This window comes from Pseudoalteromonas sp. NFXS53, from assembly GCF_056629255.1.
This window is the reverse complement of sequence record NZ_JBWVBR010000008.1, coordinates 150,655-168,630: the sequence shown is the minus strand read 5'-3', so window position 1 is coordinate 168,630 and position 17,976 is coordinate 150,655. Positions and strand designations below refer to the sequence as shown.

General features: G+C 42.1%; 14 protein-coding genes and 1 pseudogene. 11 read left to right on the top strand and 4 right to left on the bottom strand.

What is annotated here, in order from left to right; all coding sequences use genetic code 11:
• Positions 1-107 precede the first annotated feature (107 nt).
• From AC1HJP_RS10840 to AC1HJP_RS10830, 3 genes are read left to right on the top strand one after another with little or no spacing between them, the layout of a single operon-like run.
• A complete protein-coding gene (locus AC1HJP_RS10840) occupies positions 108-1,238 on the top strand; it encodes an efflux RND transporter periplasmic adaptor subunit (protein ID WP_480361826.1) in 1,131 nt (376 codons plus the stop codon).
• A gap of 24 nt (positions 1,239-1,262) precedes the next feature.
• On the top strand, positions 1,263-4,523 hold the full coding sequence (locus AC1HJP_RS10835) for an efflux RND transporter permease subunit (protein ID WP_480361825.1): 3,261 nt from the start codon (positions 1,263-1,265) through the stop codon (positions 4,521-4,523).
• Positions 4,510-7,578 (top strand): efflux RND transporter permease subunit, encoded by a 3,069-nt coding sequence (locus AC1HJP_RS10830; protein WP_480361824.1) that lies wholly within the window; start codon positions 4,510-4,512, stop codon positions 7,576-7,578. The genes AC1HJP_RS10835 and AC1HJP_RS10830 overlap by 14 nt, the downstream gene beginning before the upstream one ends.
• A gap of 170 nt (positions 7,579-7,748) precedes the next feature.
• On the opposite strand, the gene AC1HJP_RS10825 is transcribed toward AC1HJP_RS10830, so the two are convergent.
• On the bottom strand, positions 7,749-8,555 hold the full coding sequence (locus tag AC1HJP_RS10825) for an AraC family transcriptional regulator (protein ID WP_480361823.1): 807 nt from the start codon (positions 8,553-8,555) through the stop codon (positions 7,749-7,751).
• Positions 8,556-8,632: 77 nt separating this feature from the next.
• Between AC1HJP_RS10825 and AC1HJP_RS10820 the strand changes: the two genes are divergently transcribed.
• The 3 genes from AC1HJP_RS10820 (at position 8,633) to AC1HJP_RS10810 (ending at position 12,093) form a co-directional block, all read left to right on the top strand.
• Positions 8,633-9,808 (top strand): MFS transporter, encoded by a 1,176-nt coding sequence (locus AC1HJP_RS10820; protein WP_480361822.1) that lies wholly within the window; start codon positions 8,633-8,635, stop codon positions 9,806-9,808.
• A gap of 156 nt (positions 9,809-9,964) precedes the next feature.
• Positions 9,965-10,903, top strand: coding sequence for an ABC transporter ATP-binding protein (locus AC1HJP_RS10815; RefSeq protein WP_480361821.1), 939 nt, complete (start codon positions 9,965-9,967; stop codon positions 10,901-10,903).
• Positions 10,900-12,093 carry an ABC transporter permease gene (locus tag AC1HJP_RS10810; protein WP_480361820.1) on the top strand — a complete coding sequence of 398 codons (1,194 nt, stop codon included), beginning with the start codon at positions 10,900-10,902 and terminating at the stop codon, positions 12,091-12,093. The genes AC1HJP_RS10815 and AC1HJP_RS10810 overlap by 4 nt, the downstream gene beginning before the upstream one ends.
• 101 nt (positions 12,094-12,194) lie before the next feature.
• Here AC1HJP_RS10810 and AC1HJP_RS10805 read toward each other — a convergent pair whose 3' ends face one another.
• The 3 genes and pseudogenes from AC1HJP_RS10805 to AC1HJP_RS10795 all read right to left on the bottom strand — a co-directional run bounded on the left by AC1HJP_RS10805 (position 12,195) and on the right by AC1HJP_RS10795 (position 13,915).
• Positions 12,195-12,482 (bottom strand): cation:proton antiporter regulatory subunit, encoded by a 288-nt coding sequence (locus AC1HJP_RS10805; protein WP_480361851.1) that lies wholly within the window; start codon positions 12,480-12,482, stop codon positions 12,195-12,197.
• Positions 12,483-13,406 (bottom strand): annotated as a pseudogene (gene rimK / locus AC1HJP_RS10800) (30S ribosomal protein S6--L-glutamate ligase); the annotation flags it as partial.
• Positions 13,407-13,468: 62 nt separating this feature from the next.
• The gene (locus AC1HJP_RS10795; protein WP_480361819.1) at positions 13,469-13,915 is read right to left on the bottom strand and encodes an ATP-dependent zinc protease family protein; all 447 of its coding nucleotides are present in this window, start codon (positions 13,913-13,915) and stop codon (positions 13,469-13,471) included.
• Between the two features lie 235 nt (positions 13,916-14,150).
• On the opposite strand from AC1HJP_RS10795, the gene AC1HJP_RS10790 reads away from it, so the two are divergent.
• The 5 genes from AC1HJP_RS10790 (at position 14,151) to AC1HJP_RS10770 (ending at position 17,958) form a co-directional block, all read left to right on the top strand.
• Positions 14,151-15,230 carry a sensor histidine kinase gene (locus tag AC1HJP_RS10790; protein ID WP_480361818.1) on the top strand — a complete coding sequence of 360 codons (1,080 nt, stop codon included), beginning with the start codon at positions 14,151-14,153 and terminating at the stop codon, positions 15,228-15,230.
• Positions 15,224-15,943, top strand: coding sequence for a LytR/AlgR family response regulator transcription factor (locus tag AC1HJP_RS10785; protein WP_480361817.1), 720 nt, complete (start codon positions 15,224-15,226; stop codon positions 15,941-15,943). Before AC1HJP_RS10790 ends, AC1HJP_RS10785 begins: the two co-directional genes overlap by 7 nt.
• 34 nt (positions 15,944-15,977) lie before the next feature.
• Complete coding sequence (locus tag AC1HJP_RS10780) at positions 15,978-16,850, top strand: acyl-CoA thioester hydrolase/BAAT C-terminal domain-containing protein (protein WP_480361816.1); 873 nt, start codon at positions 15,978-15,980, stop codon at positions 16,848-16,850.
• Positions 16,851-16,944: 94 nt separating this feature from the next.
• Positions 16,945-17,175: a hypothetical protein gene (locus tag AC1HJP_RS10775; RefSeq protein ID WP_421964494.1), complete on the top strand. Its 231-nt coding sequence runs from the start codon at positions 16,945-16,947 to the stop codon at positions 17,173-17,175.
• A 132-nt stretch (positions 17,176-17,307) separates the two neighbouring features.
• On the top strand, positions 17,308-17,958 hold the full coding sequence (locus AC1HJP_RS10770) for an NAD(P)H-binding protein (RefSeq protein ID WP_480361815.1): 651 nt from the start codon (positions 17,308-17,310) through the stop codon (positions 17,956-17,958).
• The last annotated feature ends 18 nt before the right edge of the window (positions 17,959-17,976 follow it).

The following is a 17,976-nucleotide window of genomic DNA, read 5'->3' as shown; positions in this document are numbered from 1 at the left end:
CTAATTTACAAACGCTTACAAATTAACAAAGGCAGGGTTATTTTTTATTTACCTTTTCGCTTATGATGTGAGCAAATAACATATGGCTAGTAAAATAAGAAGGGAATATGTCGTTGCTAAATTCATTTCAAAAATCACTTTTGGCATTATCGGTATTAGGCTTAGTGGCCTGCTCAGGCGAAGAAAACACTGCAAAAGCAGATAGCAAAACAGAGCAAACAGCGAAAAAGCAAGAAAAAGAAGAGTTTGCCATTCCTGTTGAAGTTACTTTTTCAAAAGTCGGTGATGTTGCCAAGTTCTATCAAACCACTGCCATTTTAGAAGCAGAGCAAGAAAGCAAAGTGGTTAATAAGGTAACGGGCATGCTTGAATCTGTGCATGCGCAAGAAGGTCAGCGTGTGAGTGCTGGAGAGTTACTTGCACAAATTGACCCGCGCAATTATGAATTAGATTTTGAACGTGCCAAGATTGATTACGAATCAGCAAAGTCAGAATATCGTCGTAGCCAGCCAGTTGACGGCAAACAACTGATTTCGGAAAAAGACTTAGATAAACTTCGCTTTAGAGTGCAAACAACAGAAAACCAACTTGAAGTTGCCAGAATTAAACTGCGCGACAGTAAAGTTGTTTCGCCGATTGACGGCGTTATCGCAAAACGTTCAGTCAAAGCACATAACATGCTAAGTAATTCAGGCAATGAAATGTTCCATGTTGTGTCACTAGACTCACTCATCGGCGTTGTTTACTTGCCTGAGTCAGAGCTTAGCAAAGTAAAACTGGGCCAAGTTGCAAAACTTCATTTCCCTGCAGAGCCAAACCTACAACTAGAAGCAACCGTACTGCGAATTGCGCCTTTGGTAGACAGCAAGTTAGGCACCTTCAAAGTGACACTGACGATTGATAATCAAGAGAATATTTTAAAGCCGGGGATGTTTGCCCGTGTTGCTTTACTGCTTGATAGCAAGCAGGGTGTTACTTTGGTGCCTGAAAACGCCGTGATCAAAAAAGATGGTAAAGCAACCTTGTTCGTTGCACAGAATGACAGAGCTAAAAAGCTTGAAGTCGAAACAGGTTACACTCAAGACGGCTGGGTAGAAGTCATCACACCTATTTCGAGTGAAGATGGCGTTATCACTGTAGGTCAACATGGTCTTAAAGAAGATGCTTTACTGAAGGTGTTAAATCACGACCAAAGTGCCATCGTGACCAATACCGAAGAAAAATCTCAACAGCTTTAATCGCGCCAGAAGTAAGGACAGAGTATGAATATTGCTAGGCTTGCGGTAAAGCGCCCAGTGACCATAACCATGTTGGTTTTGGCGGTGATGTTGTTCGGTATGGTGGGATTCTCACGCCTTGTGGTGTCGTTATTACCCGATTTAAGTTACCCAACTTTAACAGTAAGAACAGAAAATCCCGGTGCGGCTCCCGCTGAAATTGAACAACTGATTTCAAAACCAATTGAAGAGGCGGTAGGTGTCGTTAAAGGCATTCGCAAACTGCATTCTATTTCAAAACCGGGGCAATCAGATTTAGTCATTGAGTTCCAATGGGGCACAGATATGGATCTGGCCATCATGGAGCTTCGCGAAAAACTCGATATGGTAATGCTACCTGTTGAACTGAGAAAGCCTGTCATTTTAAGATTTAACCCATCTTTAGACCCAATTTTGAGACTAAGCATCTCAGGTGATGCGCAATCTTACACACAACTAAGATCACTGCGCACCTACGCAGAAGAAGAGCTAAAACGCGCCCTTGAACCTATTGATGGGGTTGCAGCAGTTCAACTCAGTGGTGGTTTAGAGCAAGAAGTACAAGTGCTTATTGACCAACAACAAGCTAATCTTCGTGATGTGACCGCTGAGATGATCACAAACCGAATTAAAAATGAAAACATCAATGTGTCGGCCGGTCGAGTTTATGATGGTCAGCAAGAGTTTTTAGTTCGCACCCTGAACCAGTTTACTTATATCGAAGAAATTGGCGATGTCATTATTAAACAAGATGCCGGACAAACGGTTTACCTACGTGATATTGCCACTGTGGTTGACGGTGTAAAAGAGCGCCAAGATATTACTCGTGTTAATGGAAACGAAGCAATCGAAATGGCTTTGTATAAAGAGGGCGATGCCAATACAGTGGCTGTGGCCAAACGTGTACAGGCTAAAATCAAACAGCTACAGGATGAATTACCAGAAAACGCTGAACTGAAAATTCTCACAAATCAGGCCGAGTTTATTGAAAAAGCCATTGATGAAGTGAAGCAAACTGCCATTATCGGTGGTCTACTCGCGATTGTAGTTTTGTATCTTTTCTTAGGTAAGTTTAAACCGACAATCATCATTGCACTGGCTATTCCAACCTCCATCATTGCAACTTTTAACTTGATGTTTGCCAATAACATCAGCCTAAACATCATGTCTTTAGGCGGTATTGCGCTGGCGGTTGGCTTATTGGTCGATAACGCCATCGTAGTGCTTGAAAATATCTATCGTAAAAAAGAACAAGGGCAAGATGTTGAACAAGCAGCAATTGAAGGCACCAATGAAGTATCGGGTGCAGTTACAGCGTCTACACTGACAACATTGGCAGTATTTGCACCTTTGGCATTTGTCACAGGTTTTGCTGGTGAGATTTTCAGCGATCAAGCACTAACGGTCACCTTTGCTCTACTTGCCTCATTAATTGTGGCACTGAGCTTTATTCCTATGTTAGCGTCACGTCAGTTTTCAATTGCCTCGGGTGATGCAAACCTTGAAAACATTGAATCTGAAAAGCCCTTGAAAACAGGTGCAAAGAAATGGCTGAGTCTGTTATTACTGCCGTTCAAGTTTTTGGCTGTTGTGATCCCTTGTTTTATCGGGCGTTGGATATTACGCCTCATTATGATGTTGTCGAAAATCATAGGCTGGTGCACCAGCAAAATTACTTATCCGGCTTATGTTTCATTCAATGGTGTCTATAAAATCTTTGCCAATGGGTATGACAAGCTACTTAAAGGCGCGATGAAACAGCGTGCATTGGTTATTTCAATTTCTTTAGTTTTTGCTGTGGGTGTAGCAAGCCTGTTGCCTAAATTGGGCATGGAACTGATGCCTGAAGTGGCGCAAACAGAGCTGACTTTAGAAGTTACGCTGCGTCAGGGCACGCCGATTGAACAAACTGACCAACAGCTTAATTTGCTGGCGCGTTCAGTCGTTGATATGCCAGGTGTGGTGCACACTTATAGTATGTCGGGCACAGGCAGTCTGATGATGAGCAGTGCGACACGTGGTGGCTCTCACTGGGGGCAACTGGTTGTTAAAACTGAAACACCAGCACAATTAAGCGCAGTGCAAGATGCGTTACGTGCGCAACTGTCTGGCATGGCGCAGGTCAATGCGGAGTTCACTCAAAGTCGCATGTTTGAGCAAGAGCGTCCTTTAGTTGTGGTGATGAGTGGTTATCAGCTTGATGAGTTAAAACTGTACGCCGATAGATTGGTGTCTCAGCTGCAACAGCAAAACCGTTTTGCCGATGTCACAACATCGCTCAGAGCAGGACAACCTGAGCTGAAAATTGAGTTTGATCATCAACGTTTAAGTAGCCTAGGTTTAACCGCAGCTGGCATTACCGATATTCTGGCAACCAAAATTGGCGGTAATGTCGCTAGCAAATATAACCTAGATGATCGTCAGGTTGATATTTTGGTTCAGGTTGATCGTGATTCACGTAACTCAGTGGCGGCGATCCGCGACTTAATCATTCATGGTGAGAATGGCCAGAGCGTGCCTTTGTCAGCGGTTGCGAAAGTCACTGAGTCTATTGGCCCGAACGAAATCAATCGTTTAGATCAGGCGCGCGTTGCCATCATTACTGCCTCTGTGAAAGAAGGTGATTTAGCAACAGCGGCGCAGGTTGTGAGAAGTGAAGTCGCATCTTTAGGTTTACCCGACCGTATTTATAGTCAAGTGATTGGGCAAAACCAGCAAATGGAAGAAGCCTATTCGTCATTAATTATGGCGCTATTGCTGGCGGTATTCTTGGTTTACTTAGTGATGGCTTCACAGTTTGAGTCATTGTTAAATCCGTTCATCATTTTATTCAGCGTGCCACTGGCGGTACTCGGGTCAATCTTTGGTTTATTTATCACTGGTACCAGCTTAAGTGTGATCACCTTTATTGGTTTGATCATGCTCAGCGGTATTGTAGTAAACAACGCCATTGTATTAATCGACCGTATTAACCAATTACGCGCGCAAGGCAGCGTGATGTTAGATGCTATTTTAGAAGCGGCCAACTCACGTTTACGCCCAATCATCATGACGACCATGACCACGATTTTAGGCCTACTACCTATGGCGATGGCAACAGGTGAGGGCGCAGAATTACGCGCGCCATTGGCGATTACGGTAATGAGCGGTCTATTAATTGCGACTTTCTTAACCCTGATTGTTATTCCTGTTTTATATAGTGTGTTCAACCGTGACCAAGTGCAGGTAAATGAGAACTTAGGTAAGGCGAACTATGAAGCAGGCTAAATCTATCAAAAACCTGACTGCACTGGCCCTAAAGCGGCCAGTGACTTGCTTTATGTTGATGCTATCAATGATAGTGGCTGGTCTTATGAGCAGTAAGCTTATTCCACTTGATAGCTGGCCTGCGGTCAATGCACCTGCCGTTTTTGTAAGAGCATCATACCCTGGTTCGACGCCTGAAGAGATTGAACGCCTTATTACCAAGCCTCTTGAAGAAGCTTTGGCAACCATGGGTGGGGTAAACTCAGTCACTTCTCGTACTTCTTCAGGGTGGACGTCACTTACCCTACAGATGAAGTTTTCGACCGACTTAAATGTGGCGATTTTAGAAGCACGTGAGAAGGTTGATTTGGTTCGGCACCTTTTACCTGAAGACTTACAACGCGTAGACGTAATGAAATTTTCAACCCAAGATATGCCGGTTGTTGAATTAACATTATTGAGTGAAAAATCTTTAAATCGTGACTATGAGTTTTTAGAAAACAACCTAAAAATGCCATTGGAGCGTATTCAAGGCGTGGGGCGCGTAGAGCTTTATTTACGTCAGCCAAGAATTTGGGTGAAACTTGATCCTGACAAACTCGCTATGCATCGCGTTGACATTCAGCAAGTGACTCGAGTACTTCAAGAAGCCAACTTTTTAAAATCTGTGGGTGAAGTTCATACTGATGATTATCGCTATGCGGTGACACCGCAGGGTCAATATCGTGATATCGAAGATATTCGTGCGCAACGCATCAATGAGCGAGTGAAACTCTCTGACATTGCCAACGTGCATTATGCATTGAGTGAGCGCCAATGGCAGCGTCGTGTTGACGGTCAACCAGCTGTTGGCTTAGATATCTTCAGAGAATCGGATTCAAATGTAGTCGATGTGGCAAAGCGCATTCGTGAAACTCTTGATGAAGTGATGCAAAAGCCACAACTGCAACATATTGATATTCAATATGACAGAGATGATGGTAACAGTGTTGAAGTGTCGATTTCTTCGTTGTTACAGGCTGGCGCAATCGGGGCGGTGTTATCATTCTTTGTACTGTGGTTCTTCTTACGTAACCTTAAACTCACCGGCGTTGTGGTTCTTGCCGTGCCTGTTTCATTAAGCATTTCGTTGGCGATTATTTACTTCATGGGATTCAGCTTAAATATGCTGACCTTGATTGGCTTGATCATCGCCATCGGCCTGCTTATCGACAACTCGGTAGTGGTCTGTGAGAGCATCTTGCAACAACGAGCACAAGGCGATTCGGGTAAAGCAGCAGTCATAGAAGGTGTTGATAAAGTCAGTACTGCCATTTTGAGCGCAACACTCACTACAGTGGTGATCTTTTTACCTTTACTCATGGGTGACAGTAACTTTTTAACCGTGATGCTACAGCAGATAGCTGTGTCTATTTGTGTGCCATTAATGGTGTCTTTATTGGTTGCAAAAACCTTGATCCCACTGTGTATGTATCGTGTGTTACCTGACAATGCCGGCGCAAATGAATCTGGCTCAGATAAAGCACAGCAAACGTACCGCAAAGCATTAACTTGGGGTCTTAGCCACCCTAAGCGTGTGGGGGCTTTTTTCTTGATTATGTTTACCAGTGTTATGCTGGCAAAAAGTATGGTTGATAAGAGCTCAAGTGACGCTCAATCACAAAAACGATTGCAGATTTTTTATGAGTTTAAGGGCGAACCTGAGCTTGATAAAAAGCTCGCGTTTTTGCAAAAAATAGAGACTTATTTACTCGATAACAAGCAATCACTTGGGATACATAAGCTCTATTCAGGGGTTTATCAACGAGGCGCATGGTCAAGTATTCGCTTTGTTGAAGACTTACCTAGACCCATTGAGGATATTAAAAAAGATATCCGTGACAACTTTCCTGAATCAGCGTATGCAAAAGCATCTTTACAACGAGAAGCAGGATCTCGAACGGCGGTGAGTGTTTATCTGTTTGGTCGCTCGACAGCAAAGTTAAATGAGTTGGCTGAGCAGCTTATCCCTGTGATTGAAGCCCATCCACATTTTACCGATGTAAAAAATAGTGCTGAGGGCGATGTTTACGAAATGCAGCTGGTGGTAGACAGACAACGTGCTATGCAGCTGGGTGTTTCGACGCAAGAAATTGCCACTAAAATTGGTAATGCCATGCGTGGTCTTAACTTGAAAACGCTGAGAACCCTTGATAAGGGAGAGGTCGAGATCATCGCGGGTTACTATGAACAGGGTGCTATTCCTATGGAAGAACTTAAAAGTTTACCCGTCATGGAATCAAACGGCGCTATTTTAACCTTGCAACAATTGGTAGAAATAGAAACGCGCCCAGCACCGCGCACAATCTCGCGCAGAGATCGTCAAACTCAGATTTCTATTGACATGAATATTCAAGATGTCAGTCACAAAGAAGCGGCTAAGTCGCTGAACGAGATGATGAATGCCATTACATTGCCGCGAGGCTATTCTTGGGGCTTAGGTCCTAAGTTTGCTGAGCAAGATGAGTCAATGAAAGACATGGCTTTTAATATGATGATCGCGCTGTTCTTGATATTCATGATCATGGCGGCGTTGTTTGAGTCATTGCTATTGCCAATTGCAATTCTAAGTTCGATAGGACTTGGCTTTGTTGGTGTGTACTGGACCTTTGCACTACTTGGTATGGGCTTAGGTGAAACAGGCATGTTAGGCATGTTGGTTCTCATGGGTATTGTGGTAAATAATGGCATAGTCTTGATTGACCAAATTAACCGTTTTAAGGGCTCAGCAGAGCACTTACAACAAGCGATAGTTGATGCTTGTTCAACCCGTTTACGACCTATTCTAATGACAGTGGCAACGACGGTAATTGGTATGCTACCTGTGTTGTTCGATAGTAGTTCAGCAGATTCAGGCGTATTAGATTATAAACCCATGGCAATTGCGATTATTGGTGGCTTGATTTTCTCAACTTTAACCAGTTTAGCCTTTGTACCTTACTGTTATTACCTACTTTATCGTTTAGGTCATGGCAGTAGTAACAGACTTGCTGAGGCGCGGGCTTATGCAAACCAAAAGTTGTCAAAGCTGAGTTGAACGAGCAATAAGACTAACTAAATGAATGGCGCTGTATGCGCCATTTTTTGTGGTATCCAAACTAAACTTAGGAGCATGAATCTATTTCCGGCTGCAGACTTGAAAAATATTTAACAAATCAATATCAGTATCAAAATGTTAGTAAATTCCTTAACCACAGCTCAGGTTATTTAACGTTTCAAATATTGCCCCGGTGTGCAGTTAAATACCTTTTTAAATGCGGTATTAAACGCCGAGCTGGACTCAAAACCAAGCTGCTCGGCTATCGTTTGTTGTGTGTAACCTGCTTCAATCATTTCAACGGCACGAAGACCGCGCAGTTTTTGCTTCCATTGGCTAAAGTTCATCGCAAAGCTTTTATGAAATAACCTATTAAGCGTGCGAGTCGACGCGCCAACCAGTTCGCCCCATTGTTCTAGGGTTTTATTACAACCAGGGTTGGCGTGTAGCTCCGAAATAATTGGTAATAAGCGGTCGTCTTGTGCTGTAGGCATAAAGAAACTACTGGTTTGCGCGCATTCAAGTTGGTCAATAAATACTTGGGTAAATCGCAGTTTTTTATCGTCAGGTTGGTAGTTGGGTGGCCAATTACATACCTCTAAAATCATCGCTTTTAGCAACTCATTCACATGCAGCAGTTTGGCCTCATTACCCAGCACTTTGACATATTTTTCATCAATATAAACGCTTCTAAAATGTCCGCCATAACGACAAAAAGTCTCATGAGCTAGGTTGGGGGGGATCCACAAAGCTTGATCTGGGGGAATAACAAATTTACCTGCGGGCGTGTGTACACCTAATACCCCATCGCTGGTATAGGCGAGCTGTCCCCAAGTGTGAGAATGGATTTGTACATGCTGCCAAGGCGGCATTTCAGTGGCTCTTGGGTAGATAGGCTTGCCAAGGGCTTTTAGGTTAAAGCGTGTTTTAACACTCACCCAACTCGAATTTGTCTGATTTGATAAATTATCTGTCATAACTTTGCATTTTGGTCAAACTGCGCACAGCATACAATGTGCTTGCGTTTTAATCAAAGTGCTTATGTGAGGGAAAAGTGGAACGGAATAAACAGTGGCAGTCACCGTTTGGATTTTTAACTATTGCAACCATTGTGATGGCGGTCACGTTCTCGGCGTGGAATGCCTTATTGAATAATTTTGCAGTAGAGGCGGCACAATTTAACGGTGCCAATATGGGCATGTTGCAGTCTCTTCGAGAAATCCCTGGCTTGTTAGCATTCACAGCGGTTTTTATTTTATTGGTATTAAAAGAGCAAACTTTTGCGCTCATTAGTTTGTGTTTATTGTCGGTTGGGGTCGCGCTAACTGGGTTATTTCCGAGTGTTTATGGGCTATATGCCACAACGGTACTCATGTCGATTGGCTTTCACTACTTCGAAACTTTAAATCAATCTTTGAGTTTACAATGGTTTAGCAAAGATGAAGCACCGCAAAAACTGGGTCAGTTGATGTCGATAAAATCCATGGCTTCACTGGCAACCTTTGCCCTAATTTGGCTAGGCGTGACCTTCTTTAGTACCGCCTATCAAGGGCTTTATTTATTCTTTGGTGGCGTAGGTTTGTTACTAACTTTATTTATGATGGGCGCTTTTCCGCATTTTCCTGAGAAGAATGTACAACATAAAAAGTTAATCGTGAGAAAAGAATATAGTTTGTATTACATTTTGCTGTTCTTTTCAGGCGCGCGACGCCAGATCTTTATGGTCTTCGCGGGTTTCTTGATGGTTGAAAAGTTTGGGTTCGATGTGGCGCAAATAACCATGCTGTATATGTTCAACCACGTAATCAATATTTTTGCCGCGCCTATGATTGGTAAGATGATAGGTCGAATTGGTGAGCAAAAAGCATTAACCATTGAATACACGGGTTTAGTGTTGGTATTTGTCGGTTATGCGCTGGTGGAGTCGGCAGAGTTTGCTGCGGTACTTTACGTGGTAGATCATTTGTTTTTTGCTATGGCCATTGCCCTAAAAACCTATTTCCAAAAAATTGCCCGACCTGAAGACATTGCTGCTACGGCCGGTGTGAGTTTTACCATAAATCACATTGCCGCGGTGATCATTCCAGCAAGCTTCGGGGTTGTGTGGTTATACGATAGCTCACTGGTGTTTTACTTTGGTGCGGGTTTGGCTGGGTGCTCTTTAATTATGAGTCAGTTTATCGGTGGGCATTTGGCAAAGCATCAAGCTCAAAGTGAGCAAACAGCATAATTCTTTTAGCTTCGTACGCTCGTGTTGTCGTCAAGATGAGCGTACGTTAAAGACTTTATCATTTTACATTTGTTCATAATCTGTAACGTTTCAGTCTGTCTATCATTGCTGCTCTATGGTTATAATCGAGCCAAATGTTTATTCATAGGGAACGTTATGCATATCAAAGTGGACAACATCAGCAAGCATTACAAAGAAGTGACCGCCGTAAATGGTCTCAGCTTTGAAGTACAACAAGGTGAGGTGTTTGCACTGCTTGGCCCCAATGGTGCCGGTAAATCATCTCTTGTGCGCATGCTTGTAGGCTTTACTCAGGCCGACGAAGGTCAAATCACAATTACAGTCAATGGTGAGCAATACACGTCTATTCCAGCTTCAGAGTTGGGCTACTTGCCTGAAGATAGAGGCCTCTATTTAGAAAAATCTTTAGTACAGAACCTGATGTATTTTGCAACGCTTCGCGGTGTTGACAAAAAAACAGCCAAAGAGCGCATTGATTATTGGCTCGAACGTTTTGATTTACTCGAGCGAAAAGACGATCAACTTAAAAGCCTATCTAAAGGTAACCAACAAAAAGTGCAGTTAATCAGTGCTGTGTTACATAAACCGCAATTAGTACTACTCGATGAGCCATTCTCAGGACTCGATCCGGTGAACCAAGAAAAAGTTGTGTCGTTTTTAAAAGAATTAAAAGCGCAGAATATGACGGTTATCCTGAGCGCACACCAGATGTCGATGGTTGAAAAACTGGCTGATAGAATGTTACTGATGAATCATGGACAAAGTGTGTTGTATGGCACATTGGCAGACATTCAATCACAAGTGGGTGTGGGGAGTGCTTTGAAAGTGACATTCACCCACGCTGTGAATGTAATTGAAGCGAGCAATAAGCTGACGCAATTTGAAGTTGAGCAACTGAATGACACGACTTTGGCAATTCGTGCCGAGCGCGCAGATCAACTTAATCAATTATTAGCGCATTTACCTGAGTTAGGTGATATTGCGTTTATTGATAGCCAAAGAATGGACTTACATCAGCTTTATTTACATGCCATAGAAGCCGATCAAGCAGTACAAAAAGGAGAAGCCGCATGAGTCGATTAAATCAAACCCTGACTGTGGCTAAATGGGAGTTCATGCAATTCTTTAAATGGAAGCAGGAGCTCATTGGCAAATCTATTATGCTGCTGGTGGCGCTAGGTATGTATTTATGGCACAACCAAGTACTTTATCAGCCTGAGCCGCAGCAAATCGTCTCTAATATTGAATTACAGGGTCTTCAATTGGATGATGACTTTGTGCTTAGAGCAGAATCAAAATCGAACGATGCGCTTATTGCTGAAGTCAAAGCGGGCAATATTGATGGTGCGTTGATCTTTGCTTCACAGGCGTTACCACAAAAAGTGACTTTATATTCTCAAGGTAAAATGTCTTGGCAAAATGACTTACAAGCTCAATTAAACGACTACGCGCGTTCAAATGCTGCTGCTTCTTTAAACCTTGGCCCAACTCAACTGGCTTTACTTGAACAGCCACTCCAGTTCGAAACAAACTATCTTGATGAAGCAGTCAAAGATGCAATGCAACAATCTTCAATTACCGCTAATGGTTTACTATTTTTGATGGCCATCGGTGTATTTATGACTTTCGGGCAGGTGTTTGTTGCAATTACCGGAGAAAAGCAACAACGCGTTACTGAGCAGCTTTACTCTTGCATTGATGCAAAGACGTGGATTGAAGGTAAAATCATCGGGCAAATGTTGCATGCGGTGAAAGCCATGACGACAACCGCCATTACTGCATTATTAGGTTTTGCATTTGTACAGGTTATTTTGAAAGGTAGAGCGCTTGATTTCAGCATTTTCGACTTTACTGTTTTACCTTGGTTTATTGTGTTTGTACTGGTGGGCATTTATATGTGTACAGCATTTATCGCCGCTATTGCAGCTGCGATTGATGACCCGAACCACAGTGGTAAGTCAGCGTTTATGATGATCCCCCTGATCCCGATTGTGGCTGGCTTTATGATGATGGATAGTCCAAGTAGCTTGGCTGTGACTGTGTTAAGTTATTTCCCATTAACAGCATTTGTATTTATGCCAATGAAAATGGCGTTAATTGATGTGGCATTTTGGCAAGTAGCCATCGCCTTTATCAGTTCATTACTTGGCTGTGTTGTTATTCGCAATATGGCGGCGCGCATGTTTAAGATGGGGATGACTATGTATGGTAAAGAGCCAGACTTCAAAACCATGATGAAATGGGCTTTGTCGGTTAGATCTTAGGTTATTTTTTGAGTCTAATCTCTGCATATTGAGCATTATATTAAAAAAGCCACTTTGAAATAAAAGTGGCTTTGTTTTATGTGAGTTACGTGAGTAGAGCATTATACCTCTGGTGCGTCTGGTGAATCAGGCAACTGCTCAGGTAGGTCATGAATAGTTGGACGACGTCTACGCCTTGTTTTAGCTGGGATCATTTCACGCATTGCATCCATTCTGCCAAAACAAAGTAGTTTATCATCGGCTTCGAGCACGCGGTCTTTACGCGGATTAGGGATGACCTTAGCACCGCGATACAAAGTCAGAACGTTGATGTCTTTGTCGTGCAAGTTAGTTTCTAAGATGGTTTTACCAACGAAGTTTGAACCTTCAGGAATATAAATTTCTCCCACGCCATACCCCTTACTTACGGTCAAACGCTGACGTACATCAATCTCAGGAAAGTCTACTTGCGCTGCGATATATTCAATGATTGCGCCGGCTACATCAAGCCCAGTACAAGTTTCGATGCCTTCAAGACCTGGTGATGAGTTAACTTCCATGACTTGCGGACCAGTGGCACTTTCGAGCATATCTACACCAGCCACTTGCAAGCCCATAATTTGTGCGGCTTTTACTGCGGTTTCTTTATATTCATCACTGAGTTCAACCGCCTCAGCACGACCGCCTCGGTGTACGTTACTTCTGAACTCTTGCCCTTGAGCAACTCGGCGCATGGCTGCGACTACACGGTCACCGACGACGATGGCACGAATGTCTTTTCCTTTACTTTCAGCTACAAACTTTTGAATAAGGACGTTTTGCTTTTGGCTCTGTAACAGCTCTATGATTGATTCAGCGGTCTTTACCGACTCAGCCAATAACACGCCGATACCTTGTGTACCTTCAATGAGTTTGATGATAACAGGTGCACCACCTACACGTTCTATAGCTGGAAGTACGTCTTTTTTATCTCTAACGAAAGCAGTACGAGGAATGCCGATGTGATGACGGCTCATCAATTGTAGGCTGCGTAATTTATCGCGAGAGTTGGTGATACCATGTGCGGAGTTGGCGCAAAATACATCCATTTCTTGGAATTGACGAACAACCGCAGTGCCATAATAAGTAATAGATGCACCAATACGTGGCAGCACCGCATCGTATTGGCTCAATAGTTTTTGTCTAAAGTGCAGCGCAGGTTCACCCTGTTGTAAATCTATGGCAAACTTTAAAGTATTCAGAATCTTAACATTATGACCGCGTTGTAAAGCCGCTTCTTTTAGTCGCTGAGTACTATAAGAATTAGGCCCACAAGATAAGATGGCTAATTTCATAAATTCCTTCCTAAATTTTTTGTGTAAATACTTACTGTGTAACCTGTATTTACAGAATGAGGTTATTTTCTGTCTTTAGACACTAAAAACTCTTGGCTAGGATCAACCAAAATATGTTTTTGCATGGCTTCGCGGCCCAATAGCATCAGGTTTTGCATGGTTGATCTGTCGGTTAATGTGAGTTTGATGGGCCAAGTTCGACCACCAAGAGTAATCTTGGTTTTAATCACAATGCGGTGTTCGGTATTCGCAGTTGAACTTTTAACAACTTTTCTGCCTTTTAAAGACAAGGTTTTAGTGACAACTCGGTCAACATTATGAATATCTGGATGGATGTCAAAACGCACCATGGCTTTACCATCTTCTTCAAATTCTTCAATATTATCGACGTGCAAAGATGAAGTGGCAGCACCAGTATCCACTCTAATCTGAATATCGAAAAGCTCTAGCTCAGGTAAGTCGCAGCACTCAAGTGCGCCAACGAGTAATTTTTCGCTCGGTTCCTTCATATTTCACCCTTATAAAATTAATGCTTTGCATATCTGCTTTTAGTTTTGGGTCAAACCAGTTATAGCAGTTTTATGTTTAGATTAAAAATCGAACATAAAGGTTTTGCTTTAAATCTTGTTATTTACCATTGGAGCCAAAAAATAGACCGCTTATAGAAATAATGGCTGTAACTCATTGTCTATTAAGTACAATGAGCGTCAATTACAGCGAATCACTCATTTATTTAGAATAGTAATGAAAAATATAAGGTTACAGCGCAATGAACAGTTTGTGGCGCTAGCAGCTATTGCACTTATTAGTTTGACGATCAGCATAACTGATTGGCTGCAACGAGGCATGTTACCGTCGTTCAATATTTTGCTTTCTGCAGTCAGTGCCGTTGTGTTTATGTATTGGTTTCCTATGATTATTAGCTATTTATTGGTAATCAAATTCAAGATTAACCGTTGGTTTTTGCAATGGGTTTCGCTGCTTCTAAGTATTAGTTTTGGTGCATTCGTGTGGGGAGAAATTAGAGCACTATTTTTACCTCTTGAAGGCATTAGTCTTGTGCAAGCATTTTTGATCAGCTTGCCATGGAGCACAATGATATTTGTTGCTGTTAAGTTTTATTTGGCTCAAAAGCATCTTAAGTTAGAGCAGCAATTAAGGAAGCAAGCAGAAATCAACTTACTGCATGCTCAATTAAATCCTCACTTTCTATTTAATAGTTTGAATACCATAGCGTCATTTGCACGAACTCAACCGATCCGCTGTGAAGATTTAGTGCATGATCTGGCTGCAATTTTACGTTATTCATTGTCGCAATCAGGCTTAAACCAGCCAAATACGTCAACACCTAAGGGAGCTTGGGTTAAGTTGAGTGACGAACTGGTCATCTTAAATAAGTGGTGTGATATCGAGCGAAGCCGGTTCGGTGATAATCTCAGCATTCGCTTTGACATTGACGAAGACTTGCTTGATGAAACTGTGCCTGCAATGTTGCTCCAACCACTGATAGAAAATGCCATAAAACATGGTAAGTCAACGCCATTACATATTTGGATCACAGTACGACATGATGCCCAATATATGCTTTTTAATGTACATGATAATGGTGTCGGTTTTGATGAGTCTTATTTAATAAACGCCAATAACAAAAAAACTAACATAGGGCATAGAAAGCTTGAGCAAGATACAGCAGCACATTTTGGGCTGGAGATCACTCAGGCAAGGTTAGAGTTAGAAGCCGGTTCAAGGCTAGAACTCACCAACACCTCAGAGGGAGGAGCAAGTGTTGAGTTCAAATTACATCTAGGGAGCAGGGAATGTTAAATATCGCCATTGTTGAGGACGAACTGCCAGCATTAGAAAAGCTCAAAGCACAGTTGAGTCGAGTTTGCACCCACACTTTGTTGTTTACATGCAATTCAGTAGAGACATGTTTGGCTTCAAGTGAATTGTCAAAAGTGGATGTGCTTTTTGTCGATATTAATCTGCCTGACGCGAGCGGCATGAGCTTAGTAACGACTCTAAAGAACAGAGGATTTGTCGGTGAATGTGTTTTTAGCACAGCCTACAGTGAATTTGCAGTGGAGGCTTTTACAATCGGCGCCGCCGATTATTTATTAAAGCCATATATAGGCGAGCGTTTATCATTGGCTTTATCTCGAGTCAACGACAAACTCAATAAACCAACTGCAGAATTGCAAGAACCTGAAGCGCTAACTCTTGTTAGCAAAGTAGGCGATAAAGTGACCTTAGTGAAAGTGTCCGATATTTGTGCAATCAAGTTAGAGCATGGTCAAGCGATTGCGTATGGCTCTGAGGCTTCATATCCACTTGACCAGTCTCTTGATGAGTTAATGACTTTATTACCTTCTCAATTTTTGCGAGTTCATCGAAACTGCATTGCGAATAGCAAAGAAATAAAACAAATGGACCGCTGGATAACAGGCGGTTATTTAATCAAGTTTCATCAATCAGAAGTGCAAGTAATCAGCAGCCGAAATGGCGGGCGATTACTAAAAGACAAGCTAATACGATAGCTAATCTAATCATCTAAAATCAATAGGAAAGCTCATGAAAAAAATAATGCCATGTATCTTGGTAGGGCTACTTGCGGCTTGCTCAAGCCAAAACACGCAAGACGTTAAAACTCAGTTCATCGACGATGGCCAAAAACACCCTTTAGTGATTTTGCTCGGAGGCAGTGATGGAGGCAATACACTCTCAAAACCACATTGGCAGCCAATTTTCGACAGATTAAATGAAGCTGGCATGTCAGTAGCATCACTTGGCTATTTTGGTACAGATAATACACCCAGTAATGCAGCCGAGTTATCATTAGAAGAAATAGAAAAGCGTATCGCTTTATTGGCTAATAGCGAAAAAATCAACAACAACTGCGTTGCGGTTTTCGGCTTTTCGAAAGGTGCTGAATTGGCTTTATTGCTAGGTAGCCACTTTAATTCTATTAATCATATAGTAGCTGTTATGCCAAGCCATGTTAGCTGGAATGCAGTGAAAACAGTAACAGACAAATCAAGCTGGACTTTAAAAAATCAGCCATTGGCGTATATCAACGCGCCATTGTTCTCTTGGCAAATGCAAAAAGGGAATGTGACAGGCGAGTTTACACCAGCTTTCGAGCAAGCCTTGGGCAAGGCGACAGAACTTGAAATTGAACAAGCTAGAATACCGATAGATAAAAATAAAGGACCAGTTTTGCTGGTGTCAGCTAGGCAAGACGAAATATGGCCTTCTTATGATATGGCGAGTGAAGTGATGAAGTACCTAGAAAAGCAAGAGTATGAATACGCTTATGAGCATATTGCACTTGAGGGGAGTCACTATGGCTTCGATAAACAAACCCTTAATCAAGTAAGCGCATTTTTAAAACAGCATTTAGTGTCTAGCTGTCAGTTACAAAACTCAGGCATGAAATCTGATTGAATTTTTCAAAGCTAAGGCATTGTTAATTTCTATATTCAAGTTTATGTTATAGGAACTGCCGATTGGCAGGGAAACTTTTCATAAGGATAATAAAATGAAATTAAAACTGAATAAGAAAAATCTAAAAAAGCTCAATAACGATAAGTCACTTTCTATGAATGCTACACCACAAGTGGCGGGTGGCGCTTTTACTGATAATAAAGCACTGTGCGTTCCAACAAACCATTGTGCTTGGTTAAATACAGATGCGTTCTTAGGTTGTCCTACAGGTCCAGGCTATTGCTTTAGTTCACCTCATGAGGCTTGCGTAGATACGCGTATTTAGTATCTTGTTAAAATATGAAGTCTTTGACTAAGGCCGATATATCGGCCTTTTTAAGAGATGACTCTATCCTTTCTTGCTATGCCCCTTAGCTTTGATTATTGTTCACCTAACTCAACTTATTTTTGACGTTCTATGAAAACAGCCATTGTAATAGGTGCGACAGGTCTTATTGGTCAAAGTCTCATTAAGCAACTTGCAGAGTGTGCAGAAATCGCAAAGGTGATTGCTATTACGCGCAGAAAAATATGTTACGACAACCCTAAAATCAGTAACCAAGTTGTCGACTTTGCAAATCTAGATAGTCTTAGTTGGCATTTCAAAGGTGATTTACTTTTCTCTTGTTTAGGCACAACAAAAAAGCAAGCGGGTTCTGTTGCTGCCCAGCGTGTGGTTGATGTTGATTACCAGCTAAAGGTGGCTGAGCTTGCTGCTAATAACGGTGTATCTGAGTATTTTTTAGTGTCTTCAAGTGGCGCAAACGGCAAAAGCAAGAATGCATATTTGCAGATGAAAGGTGAGTTAGAAGACAAAGTCACACAACTTAAGTTTAACCGTATCTGTATTTTTCAACCGTCACTGTTGCTTGGAGAGCGCGAAGGGTTTAGGTTTGGAGAAAAGCTTGGCAGTTGGGTATTTCCTACACTTTGTCGCTTGCCTTTCTTAAAGCGTTATAAGCCCATTTATGGGGAGCAAGTAGCAACTAAAATGTGTCAAGAAAGTCTGAAGCTAAAAACAGGTATTCAACGTTTCACGCTCGATGCGTGCTTTCCTGAACAAGTATAAACTTTATAACTCAAGAGA